Origin of the sequence: Streptomyces sp. A0642 (genome assembly GCF_004795105.1) — a bacterium.
Classification (GTDB): Bacteria; Actinomycetota; Actinomycetes; order Streptomycetales; family Streptomycetaceae; genus Streptomyces.
In genome coordinates, this window is the sequence record NZ_SSBL01000034.1 from 52873 (window position 1) to 64681 (window position 11809).

General features: G+C 69.5%; 8 protein-coding genes. 1 reads left to right on the forward strand and 7 read right to left on the reverse strand.

The features are described 5' to 3' along the window. Positions 1–242: 242 nt before the first annotated feature. The 7 genes from E6R60_RS33015 to E6R60_RS33045 form a co-directional block, all read right to left on the reverse strand. Positions 243–3188, reverse strand: coding sequence for a Helicase associated domain protein (locus E6R60_RS33015; protein ID WP_240802779.1), 2946 nt, complete (start codon positions 3186–3188; stop codon positions 243–245). A gap of 97 nt (positions 3189–3285) precedes the next feature. After that, a complete protein-coding gene (locus E6R60_RS33020) occupies positions 3286–4308 on the reverse strand; it encodes an ATP-binding protein (RefSeq protein WP_136330389.1) in 1023 nt (340 codons plus the stop codon). After that, positions 4302–6518: a transposase gene (locus tag E6R60_RS33025; RefSeq protein ID WP_240802780.1), complete on the reverse strand. Its 2217-nt coding sequence runs from the start codon at positions 6516–6518 to the stop codon at positions 4302–4304. Before E6R60_RS33025 ends, E6R60_RS33020 begins: the two co-directional genes overlap by 7 nt. After that, positions 6497–7204, reverse strand: coding sequence for a TnsA-like heteromeric transposase endonuclease subunit (locus tag E6R60_RS33030; RefSeq protein ID WP_240802781.1), 708 nt, complete (start codon positions 7202–7204; stop codon positions 6497–6499). The genes E6R60_RS33025 and E6R60_RS33030 overlap by 22 nt, the downstream gene beginning before the upstream one ends. Before the next feature lie 116 nt (positions 7205–7320). Continuing rightward, complete coding sequence (locus E6R60_RS33035; RefSeq protein WP_136330391.1) at positions 7321–9999, reverse strand: DEAD/DEAH box helicase; 2679 nt, start codon at positions 9997–9999, stop codon at positions 7321–7323. Further along, complete coding sequence (locus E6R60_RS33040) at positions 9996–10487, reverse strand: hypothetical protein (RefSeq protein WP_136330392.1); 492 nt, start codon at positions 10485–10487, stop codon at positions 9996–9998. Before E6R60_RS33040 ends, E6R60_RS33035 begins: the two co-directional genes overlap by 4 nt. Before the next feature lie 42 nt (positions 10488–10529). After that, positions 10530–10871 carry a hypothetical protein gene (locus E6R60_RS33045; protein WP_136330393.1) on the reverse strand — a complete coding sequence of 114 codons (342 nt, stop codon included), beginning with the start codon at positions 10869–10871 and terminating at the stop codon, positions 10530–10532. A gap of 253 nt (positions 10872–11124) precedes the next feature. Here E6R60_RS33045 and E6R60_RS33050 point away from each other — a divergent pair, with 253 nt between their 5' ends. Then, entirely contained in the window at positions 11125–11421 is a 297-nt protein-coding gene (locus E6R60_RS33050) for a hypothetical protein (RefSeq protein WP_136330394.1), read from the forward strand. Positions 11422–11809 lie beyond the last annotated feature (388 nt).

Here is an 11809-nt window from a genome sequence, read left to right on the forward strand (position 1 = left end):
AAAAGGAATGCTGATAAAACCCTTAAGCCGGTTCATTAACCTTTTCCGCGCCGCCTTTTCTTCTGCTCTTCGGCCTCGTGCATCCTCGTGCGGGCACGCCAGACCTGCCCACCAGTATCGGTCATCACGCCGCCGTTTGAGACCTCTTCGGACAGATTACGTCCGAAGTTCGCGCCGACCCAGGCTGGTTGAGGGCCAACCGACCCGAGTCGGAAGGTGCCGGTGCTGACCGGAGGGGGAGTTCAGACGTTGACGAGTTCGGCTGTGGTGAGGAGGTGTTGTTGGTGGGGGTGGAGGAGCAGCCAGCCGCGTTGCTGGTTGTGGATCCAGTTGCGGGTTGCCGGGTGGCGGGGGTGGGTGTGTGCGTGGTGGTAGGTGCGTTGCCACAGGATCGGCCAGGGCGGATTCCACCAGGGGTCGATCACGGCGAGTGCTTGCTGGGTGGGGGAGGGGCTGCTGCGTTTCTTCGCGAGTTCGCGCTGGCGGTTGAGCCATTCGCCGAGGGGGAAGCCGTCGTGGACGGTGTTGATCGGCGGGCAGAGGTGGCCGTGTTGACCGGCCCAGGCACGGGCGTGCAGGAGGGCTTCGGCGTGAGGCCGGGGGCGAGGGCTGGGCGGCCACTGTCCGGCAGTCCGAGCAGTGACGCCGAGGGCGTTCAACAGGTCCTGCTGCTCGGGGTGGAGCTGGTCGTACTGGAGGCAGGCTCGGGTGATCCAGCTGCCCAGGACGGTGCTCGGTGCGGGGATGCGGGCGACGGGATCGAACGGTTCGCCGGCTTCGACGTGGTTGCGGGCGCGGTAGTAGTTGCGCTGCCAGACGGTGTCCCAGGGTGGGTTCCACCAGGGGTCGATCGCGGCGAGTTCGGTCAGGTGGGGTGAGGGTGGCTGTCCGGCGCGGGCGCGTTGTTTGGCGCGGTTGCGCTGGCTGAACAGCCACGTACCCAGGGGGTAGCCGTCGTGCCGGGTATCACGGGGGGCTGCGAGGTGCCCGTGTTCGGCTGCGTAGGCCCGGGCGTGCGCCAGGGCTGTTTCGAAGCCCGGCCTCAAGTCGGGGCGGTGCCCCAGGCGGCTGCGGGGCTCGCGAGGACGCTTCGGTTCGGCGGCACGTCGTGTGCGACGTCGACCAGCGGAAGCGGCAGGATCCGCACCCATTTCGGCCTGGCTGGTCTTGCCTTCGGTCTCCCGGGCCGAGTTCCTGGCTGGTGCTCTCAGAGCTGTCCGGGGGTGTTCCAGGGCCGTGCGGGCTGCCTCGGTGGTGATGCCGATGGTGATGAGGAGTTGTCGCTGTTCGGGGTGGAGCCCGGCGTACATGGCGCACGGGTGCCACAGCCAGTCGGCGGCATCGGAGTCGTCGAGGTCGGTGAAGCCGTTCTCGGCCTGGAGGAGCCGGCCGGCTGCGGCGTCGCGGGCGTGGTAGTAGTGGCGCTGCCATTTCAGGGGCCAGGGCGGGTTCCACCAGGGGTCGATGTCCGCGAGGGCCCGGGCGCGGTTGGCGGCCATGGGCCGGCGACCGGTGCGCCGGTGCGCGCGTTGGTTGCCCAGCCATTGCCCGAGCGGATAGCCGTCATGGACGGTCACTTGGGCGACGGCGGCGAGGTTGCCGTGGAGGTCTGCGAATGCGCGGGCATGTGCCAGCCCGACCTGGAAGCGTTCTGCATAGCTGCGCCGTCTGGGTTGGGCGGCGGCCGCCGCCGTGGCGTCGATGCCGATCTGGGCGAGGAGGCGTTGCTGTTCGGGGTGGAGGGCCGGGTAGCGGGTGCACTGCAGGTACAGCCATTCGCCGAGGCTGTAGCTGGTGGTGGGAAAGCCGCGGGCGGGCTTGAGCGGGCCGTGGGCTTCGGTGTGATCGCGGGCCTGGTGCCAGGTGCGCTGCCACAGGGTGCTCCAGGGCGCGTTCCACCACGGATACAGCGCACCGAGGGCGGCGGCTTGGTGGGCCGGCATTCTGATGTGACTGGTACGCAGGTTGGCGATCCATTGGCCCAGTGGGTAGCCGTTGGGGACGTCTTCCTTCGGCACGGCCAGATGACCGTGCTGCTGGTGGTAGGCGTGGGCCTGGGCCAGGCCTGCCTGGAAGGCTTGCTCGGCCTGGAGACTGTGGCCGCGCAGCCGTTTGGCGGGTGGTGCAGGTGTAGGAGGGGTGCCGCCGGCAGCTACAGGGCGGGGGAGGAGGTCGCTGAGTGGGCGGGGCCGATGGGCCGAGCGCACCTTCCACAACGTGCGCTGCGCTGTGGGGGTCGGGACGGCGCGGGTGCGTACGCAGGAGTGGGCCCAGGTGAACAGAGGCCCGTGGGTGACGGTGGCGAGGTGGCGGGGCAGCCATGGCCTTGCGAGCTGTTCGGCGAGCTCGGCCAGCAACCCGGGTAGCTCGCCCAGCCGGTAGGGCAGATGGCCGTCCGATTCGGTGATCGTGCGCTCCTGCAAGGGATGGCCGGCCAGCAGGCCTGCGAGGGCCACGGTCTCGGGGTAAGTGATCAGGTCGCGGGCGGCTACCTTCCACCAGCCGGGATCGGCATCTTTCGGCCGCGTGACCTCAAGACGAGCTGGCCAACGCTGTTCCTCGCTCGGCCAGGGCTGCTCCCACCAGGCGCCGGTGACGGCGCGGGCGACCTCGAAGGCATCCACGGCGGCGGGGGAGCGGTGCAGCAGCCGGGCATGCCGCCGCTGGGCCTCGATCACCTCCAGGCAGCGGCCGAGCGGCACAGGCAGCCCACTGGTCCCGGGCAGGTACAACAGCCAGTAGCGGTGGCGTGCGCACACACGGTCCTCGGGGGCCAGGTACCGGCGGGCGGGCACCTCTCGTCCGGTACGGGCGGCGGTGCATGCGGGGCAGGCCGGCCCCCATGCGGCGACGACCTCCTCCCCGCGCATCAGCCGCCCGACCGGGCCACCCCCGTACTTGCCGCACGGCTCTTCCCTCCTCCATGCGGGCAGCGCCTGCTCGAGCACATGCTGCGGAACACGGCAGAGTACAGAAACCCGTGCGCGGGCCTGTGCGTTGAGATGGATCTCGCTGTCCGGGTACAGCATCCCGGTGAGGTTCTGGAGCCCGCCGACATCGGTGACGGCGGCCAGCACGTCACGGATGCCGAGGTGGTACCGGGCGGCGATTCTGGTCAGGAACGACAGGGTCAGCTCCCCGTTCAACGGAGCGATGCGTCCTGCTGCGCCGCCACTGATGGCGGGCACGATCCCGCCGGATGCTGCCCGTTCGCGCCCCGCTCGCCTACTCCGGGGCAGGCGTGCGGGTACGGGCGTGTTGGACCGGTGCGCCATGCCGGATGCCCTACTGCTTCCGTCGTGCGGGCCGTGTGGGCCGGGCCTGGGCTTCGGCGGCCGCGTCGAGCTCCACCTCGCCCAGCAGTTGCTTGGTGATGCGTTCGGTGCCTTCGGTGATGGCGACCAGGGCGGCTTCGCGGATGAGGTGGGAGAGGCTGCCGATCCGTCCTGCGGTGCGGGAGTGGAGGTAGGCGGCGTGCTTGACCAGGGTTCCGGGCCGGTGCGCGCGCAGCCGCAGCAGGTCTTCCATGGCCCCTACGAGGTCGTTCCAGACAGTCCGGTCCTGCTCGGTCGCGTACGCCAGCGGGCGGTGGCGGAAGATCTTGAAACGACCGGCGATCTGCGCCCCGCGCACCCCGCTGAGCAGCGAGGAGGCCTCGACGTCGATCGCGGAGTACACAAAGGTGGCCGGGATGCGCTCGCCGAGGTACTTCAGCTGGTCGGAGGTTTCCGCCCCGGCACGCCGCTGGGTGTCCAGGAGGTGCACGTCGTCGATGAGGACCAACTGCGTGCCCAGCTCGCACAGCAGGTCGCACACGGCCCCGGTGATCTGCGTCTGATTGAGGCGGTCGGTGATCGGCATGCCGAGGAACCGGGCGAACTCGCTGACGAGCATCTTCGGGGTGGCGGCCGGCGGCACGCTGATGAACAGCACAGGCCTGCGCTCTGCCTGGCCTGGATGCTGGCGGGCATCGGCCAGCTGGAAGGAACGCCCGAGCGCCATCATCGTGGTGGTCTTACCCGTCGTGGCCGGCCCGGAGATGATCAGCCCGCGCCGGGCGCCGGCCTGCTGGCGGCGGTTGACCAACAGGAGCCGACGTACGGCGGTGAACACGCTGTCCATGGCCGGGGTGCGCATAACGGAGAGTTCGGAGTGGTAGTCCTCGCGCTCCGTCTGCTGCCAGGCTGGGTCATCCGCGTCGCGCGCGGACGCCGGGGCTCGGTGGACGAAGGCATCCCATCCCTGCCATACGGTCGCAGGGGCCAGCGGGGCGAAACCCACGGCATCGGTGGAGACCGGGCTCACCATCGCAGGGACTCCTCGAAGGGGTCGTAGACCGTGACCTGGGGACGCCTCGGCGCAGGCACGTCAGCTTCCTGAGCTTCCTGCGCCGCGCAGCTTGGGAAGCCGCCCAGTGGTTCGGCCGGCCAGACACTCGGGGCGCTGTCGTCGGTCAGGAACTCCTCGTCGTCGCTGGTGCCGAAGACGTCCTCCCCAGCCTCGTCAGCTTCCGCCTCCGGCTGCTGGCCGTACAGGATCCCCCACACCGCGCCACCGGTCGCGGCAGTGCGGGCGCGGGCGACGACGACCTTCTCGCGGCGGGTGCCATGTCCGGCAGCGGCGCGTTCCAGCAGCTCGCGCAGGGCGAGCGCCAGGTCGTGTTCGTGCTGGGCGCGGTCTGCGCGGCGGGCGACGGTGCGTTTGATGTGCTGCCAGGTGAAGTCGGTGAACGGGGCGCTGACAAGGGTGTGGTGGATCCACGGCACTGCCTCCCACCCGTATCCGCGCGGCTGGTCAGGCTTCGGCAGGCGTACCCAGACCAGGCCGGGAGCGTGCGGGTTGTAGTGGATCTCCCACAGGCCGTCCGCCGCCGAAGAGGGCTCGCGGCGGAAAGGGTTGAGGACTTTATGGTCGTAGGTGCGGTAGTCGATGCGGATGCCGTAGTCGTTGATCTTCTGCCGCTTGATGGGCATGAGTTCGATGTAGTCCTCGCGACCCAGCGGCACCGGGACGTACCCGCACACGGCGACCAGCGCCGCCCACATCTCATTCGGCGACAGCGCACAGCGGGGCATCATCGGGTGCCGCAGCCCATCGTGCTCACGCTCCTGCCACCCGCAGACGATCCACTCCTGGAACATCTCGGCCAGTTGGGCCAACGTCCACACCGCCTCGCCTTCTGCGTCCTTCCCGCGCTCCCCGGTGTGCGATGCCGTGTAGGCGGCCACATGCTGAACGAACAGCGTGTTGATCGAGGAAAAGGTGCGCTCCACATGCCCCTTGGCCGGCCCGTTGCCCGGTGGTGCGGGCTGCACGGAAATGCCCAGCGACTCGCAGGCGGCGATGAACGAGGACGAGATGAACACATTGCCCTGGTCGACCACGATGGTCTGCGGAGTGATCACCGGCCGCGCCGCGGCACCTTCCAGCCGGGCATCCACACTCAGCAGCCGCTCGTAGGGCACCACCGAGTGTTCCATCGCCAGTGCCTCGGCCCAGCCGGGCCGCATCGGCGCCGGGACCATCATCTGCGCCAGCAGCTGCGCCGCATCCACGCTGCGGGTTCCTTTCGCACGCAGCACGGCCGCGCAGATGGTGCGGGTGGCCACATCCAGCGCGATGGTCAGCTCCGGACGCTCCGCCACACCGTCATCGAGCACCACGAAGGCGTCCAAAACGGTGCTGTCCATCATCACCAGCTCACCCGGCGCCATCACCGTCGTCGGGACGAACGGGGGAGCCGGCCGGGCTGATCGCCAGCGGCGCTGCCGCGCACTGCCCAGCAGCCCGCGGCCGTCGGCGAGGGCGTGCACGAGCCGGTTGAACGTCGCACTCGAGGGCAGCGGCACCACCCCGTCCCCGTACTGCTCGGCCAGCAGCCGCTCGGTGTACACCCGCAGCCGCCCCAGCGTCCCGCTGGAGCGCTCCCGCCCGGCCTCCAGCACCTCTTGCAAGGCGGCCACCACCCGCTCGTCCGCACGCCCCAGCGCTGTCCGGGGCCGAGCGGACCGGTGATCCACCAGCCCCCACACCCCCTCCCGGCGGTAACGGGCCCGCATCCGCCGCACCGTCACCACACTGGTGGACATGCTGGCAGCGGACAGCTCCGCTACCTTCGCCTCCTCCCGCTGCGCCAGTGTCCGCATCTGCGGGTCGTACTCCGTACGCGGCGAACCTGCCGCACCAGTCCCGCCCGGCCGCCCTGTCTCCACCTCCCGCACATGCCGCTCCCACGCCAGGGCCCGTTCCCTCACCGCCTCGGGCAACGACTCCAGCAAACCCAGCGGCGGCACCCCGGGCACTCCCGGCGCCTCCAGGAGTTCGAACCCCCCATCGGCAAACAGCAGCGAAAGCAAAACCGCCGCCACCTCGCCGTCCTCAGCGACCAGCCGCACCTGACCGCCGACAAGGGCAGCCACCGTCCAGGCACGTCCCCCGAACCGCACCCGGCATCCCAGTTCCACCACCGGCCTGCCCGGCATCCCGCTGGCCGCGCTCACTCTGCCGCCTGCGCCCACACCGGCATCCGCTCATGCATCGACGCCCCCAAGTCCGCCGCCAGCCGTCCCGCCCACAGGGCATGGAACAGCGCAGGAAGCACGACCAGCGGATCACCAACCCTGCGCACGCCCTCCCACAGCGGCACAGGCTCGGCGAACACCTCCTGCAACGCGGCACCCAGCACCTGACCACCGTGATGCCGCGGGTGCCGGTATCCCGCCAGCCAGGTCACATTGCGCCGGTAGACCGGGGCGACAGGCCCGAGTACCCAGTACCGCCAGCCCACCGCCGCACAGCTATCTCCGACCGCCGCAGCGAGAGACCGCTGACGCCGAGACAGCTCACTTCTCCCCGTGCAGTCGGCGAGCACTCCCTGGCCATCGGCCAGCCGGAGCATCAGCTGAGGAACATGCGACCGCACCCCGCCCGGCACATGCCACCGCAGTTCAAGTGGCTGGCTGGCCAGGCCGCTTATGCGCCGGTCGCGGTCGAGGAGCATCACATGCAGTCGCATCGCTGCAGACCCGTAGTGCACAAGTTTTCCAGTGGTGGCCGACCACCACCACCCCGGGGCCAGCCGCTTGCCTTTGCGGGTTGGGAACGACTTCAGCGGCAGACAGCTTTCGAACGCCACCTCGGCAGCGGCCGACAACCACCTCGAGCACTCCACCGCCCCGCCCGCAGCCCTGAACAGCACATCCACCGAATCGACTTCAGGCTGGCGTGCCCTCGCTCCGTCCCACTCAGCACCCTGCATACAGAACTAAACGGCTTATCGGCCCATCCGGTAATGGGCACGCGAGGGTCTATCGGTGAATGTCAGCTGCGCCCGGACTGTTCTGCGGCCCAGGTGTAACCCAGCTCGGCGAGGACGGCTCGCTGCTCCACATCCAACCGGTCACGCCTGGCCTTCTGATTACTCAGAAACACACCCAGCTTGATCGTCGTGCCGTCCGGCAACTCTTCAACATGGGGCCTGCCAACCACAGTTTTGCCTTCACGGTCGATGTACTGGGCGAGGGCCGCCACGCCGCGCTTGAATGCCTGCTGTGCCTTGCTCGGCCCCTTTGCCGCACGGTTGGCCGCCGGGGCGGGGGAGGGTGCTTCAGTGGGCTGTACGCCCAGCCTGGACAGCCGTTCCTGCTGCTCGGTCGACAGCTGCTTCCAGGTGCCTGGCTTGCGCTGCTGCTGGAGCCATCGTCCGATGTCGTCGCCGTCCATGAGTACGCCCGGCTGAATGTCGGGCAGTACTCCGCCGGCCTCGTCGGCGGCGAGGTCGGCGAGGACCTTGTAGTGCCGCTGCCAGTCGAGTGGCCAGGGGCAGTTCCAGTCCGGGTCGATCTCCGCCAGCTGCGCCGCGCGCGCTGTGGCCCGCTCCGCATCCTTCCCGAGCCCGCCCTTGCGGCGGAGGTTGGCGAGGAGCTGTCCGACGGCTAGCTGCTCCCCGTCTGCCGCGCCTTCGCCCCAGACAGCGTCCTGCCGGGGTGCGAGGTGCCCGGTGGCCCGCCGGTAGGACCGCAGCGCGGCGAGCTTCTTCTCCCATGCTTCGTCGCCCGGCTCCCACACCATCCCGGCTTCGTTGAGGAGCTCTTTGCGGTGGGGGTCGAGTTCATCTGCGCGCAGCGCCTTGCGCTGTTGATGCACCCATCGGCCAAGCGGAAACGCCTTCGTCCTCCCGACCTCAATCTCGATGTCGTAGGGGACGGCGTGCAGCCCGGTGATGCCGTTCTCGGCACGCCACCGGACCAGGGCCTGGTAGCCCTCGAGCCAGGCGAGGGACTGGGGCCGGATGACGCGGCAGCGGGTGAGGGCGGCGATGTCGGCGGCGTCGCGAGGGGAGGCGAAGTTGACCACGATCGAGGTGACCCGGTCGACCTCCTGCTGCGCCTCGCCGGCCTCCTCGGGCAGGCCCTCGCTCTCCGCGCCGACCGCGTCGGCCGCGGGGGCGGGCCGGACGTGGATGCGCCGCCGTTCGGTGCTGCGGGCGAGTGCGTGGGAGGCGAGTTGGTCGATCAGGCGTTCGGAGTGCGAGCGCAAGGCTTGGAGGATGTCGACCAGGGGCTGGTAGCTGGCGGAGGCGAGCATGTCTTTCGGGTCTTCCCCGGGCTGGAGGAAGACGGGGATGATGATCCGCGCGGTCTTGGCCCGGCCGTCGGGGTTGGGGCGCAGGGCACGTCCGATGTTCTGGACGACATCGACCTGGGAGCTGCGCGACCCGACGATGCACACCGCTTCCACTCCGCGCAGTCCGGTGATGTCGACCCCGACCCCGAGGGCGCGTACGGAGGAGAGGAACGCCCGGTGCACGCGCCGGTTGTGGGCGTCGATGCCGTTGGCGAACTGGTGGATCACCTCACGCCGGTGCGCGATGGGATGGTCCCCGCACAGCCAGTCCGCCCACACCCGATCCGCAGGCACATGACGGCCCTCTTCCAGCTCGTACAGCTCGGCGTCGATCGAGGATGCGGGCAGTTCCTCCGCCTCGGCCAGCGCCGCCGCGGAAGCCTCTGCGGTATACAGCTCGGAGGCTGTGCGCGGCATCTGCTCGGCGAACGCGGCGGCTTCTTCGACCCGCTGGTGGAACACCATGGTGGTGTGCAGATTCTGCTGCGCCGCGTGCTCCAGCAGTGCGGCCTGGAGCAGGGCCATGCGCCGGCCGCGCAGCGCGTCCTCGGACAGCCCGAGGATCGGGTCCGGGTCGCGGATCTCGAGCACGTCGATCTCGAACCCGGCGAGGATCGAGCGTTCTACCGCCTCCGCCAGCCCAAGATCAAAAATCCGGTTGCCGTACGTGTGGGAGTCGTCGTCCATCGACGCGATCACCACCTCCCGCCCGTCTCGCCCGCGCTGCGGCCGGGGCGCGGCCAGGATCCGCGGGGTCGCGGTCAGGTAGAGCCGGAAGTCGACCGGAATCCGGGACTGATCGTGGATCGCCGCCCACGGCCGCCCCATGTCCCCGGCCGTCATGTGCCCCTCGTCCAGAATGGCCAGGTCGAACGGCGCCATCCGCTGCCCGAACAGCCGCCCCCCACCCGCCAGAGCCGATTCCAACGGCCCAGGAACAGTCCCACGGCCAGAGACATCGGCGGGGTCCTCGCGGTCGACGAGGGAGGCGTACGTGGCGAACACGACCACCGGCCCGGAACCCGCCCACAGCGCGAGCTGGATCGGATTGGTCGTGGTGCGCACTCCGAGCTCCTCCAGGACCTCGTCCTTGTCCACCGAGCAGACCGCGACCATCGGAGCTCGGTGCCCGGCTCGCCGCCAGGTCTGGGCACTCTGCACGATCAGATCGAGGGTGGGCACCATAACGAGGATCCGCCCGTGCGGGAAGCACTCCAGCGCGCTCGCGGCAGCAGTGATCGTCTTACCGGATCCGGTGGCGGACACCAGCGTGCCCCGAGCCCCCTGCGCGGGAACAGACGATCTTGCAAAAAATCTGACCCATTCCCGAATGGCCGTTTTCTGGGTCACCTGATGTTCCCGGAGAATGATCACAGATTTCGACCTTTCCTTATTCCGGGCGAAATCAGGTTCTTCCACCACCCGCCCGTGCCCGAAGAGACCGCGCCCCCGTCGAGGGCAGGAGCGGGGTAGGGGTACCTGTCGATCCCGCCGCGCGCGGGCAGCTCGTCCTCGAAATCGCAGGCGGCTACGGCTTTGAAGCCGCCACGCCACAGCGCCTCAAGCACGGCCGTGACGGCTTGGACTACCTCCCCGGCCGGCGCTCCACCGGCAGCCTCGCACTCCAGCACGGTCGGCCACTCAAGGAAGTCGAAGGGATGGGCGCGCCTGCCGGCGGCGTAGTCGTTGGGCTCGCCGGACACGCGCACCGGCCCGACGGTCAGCTCCGCACCCTCGTCTTTGAGGCCGAGGGCGTCTCGAAGCCGGCCCAGGACCCGTGGAGCGGCCTCCGCGTCCACGTAGATCGAGGCATCTTCATAAGAGTCCGGGTCGAGGGGCGAAGACCTGCGGTCATGCGCCATGCGGAGCTACCGCCAGTGCGAGGACGAGAAGGCGCGCAGCGTTCACCGGCCGAAGCGGCCCTTCTTGGGCGGCTCGGCAGGCACCAGCTCCTGTACGTGGACGAGTTCGGCCACACGGACGTTCAGGTGCTCGGTGTACGTGGTCGGTGACTTCTCGCCCTTGCTCCAGGACGACTCGGTCAGTTCCACAAGCCAGCTCGTCGGTGACGTGCGGAAGACCACCCGGCCGCACGGGCCGGAGTCGGAGCTGCCCCACGGGGGGCGGGTACGAGCGGTCTCCTCAGCGCACGCAAGAGCCCCCTCCTCTCCGCCTTCGACAGGGATCTTGTCCACCAGGCTCCACTCCCCGTACTTGACCCGCTCCACCAACACGTACCAGCCCACAATCCCGCTCCTCCCCAAGCGCGGCGGCCACCGCCGCGCTCAGCCCGGCCAGTCCCAGGCAATAAGCCGCTGCCCGCGCAAAGTACCGAGGCTGCCGTGCCCCCCGACCCTGCTACCGCCTGTCCTCAATTTACGCCAATGCTACATACTGCATCACATTGAGATGCAGACTTGCAAGACCCCTCGAGCAACCCCCTTCACAAGGTCTCGTTCATCCCTGATGGCATCGCGTATCGGGGGTACACGGTGCCGCATGGCACCGAAGACCGAACGCATCCAGTTCCTGCGGGCCGTGCGGCAACTGCGCCGCATCCGCTCCTTCTACGCTGCGGCCATTCTCCTGTGGACGGGGTCCGCGGCCTGGACCGGCTGGCAAGCCCCGGGGAGCCGACAGATGGGGGTGTCCGTTCTCCTCCTGGCCGTCTTCACAGCACTGCTCGTCACCGCAAGCCTCGCCCTGCGACGCCTCGCCGTTCCCGCCACGGGCCGGCCCGTGCACCATGCTGCCCCGCACAAGCTGCCGAATACCCGCCGTCACGCCAACGCCTGAGGACCCGTCACCCTTCTCTGCTCTGTGCCGAACCCAGACTGCGCCCGCCACAGAGCAGAGCCCGCGGTCTGCCGACAGCCCGTTAACAGACGACCAAGCCCCCGTCCCTGCAGGCGCCCGGGCCGAAGGCCCGTTGCCGGACCCGCGCAGCGGGTCCGGCCGGTGGCGCGCAGCGCCACCAGGTGGCTGGAGCGCAGCGCAGGCCCCCGCAGCTCCGGGAGCGCAGCGGACGGAGCGTCACCAGACCGGCGCAGCCGGTCTGGTGAGCGGGACGCGCAGCGTCCCGCCAGCGCTCCCGCGGAGCGGGTATCTCATCGCTGCGCGATGAGCGAGCGAACATCCGCGCTGCGCGCGGATGTTGCGCTCCCGCGGAGCGGGAGCGAGATCG

What these genes read in the sequence shown, in the direction of transcription:
- E6R60_RS33020 (WP_136330389.1), bottom strand. Translation starts at nt 4,308, where the DNA reads ATGGTGAGCCCGGTCTCCACCGATGCCGTGGGTTTCGCCCCGCTGGCC.
- E6R60_RS33040 (WP_136330392.1), bottom strand. Translation starts at nt 10,487, where the DNA reads ATGGCGCATGACCGCAGGTCTTCGCCCCTCGACCCGGACTCTTATGAA.
- E6R60_RS33050 (WP_136330394.1), top strand. Translation starts at nt 11,125, where the DNA reads ATGGCACCGAAGACCGAACGCATCCAGTTCCTGCGGGCCGTGCGGCAA.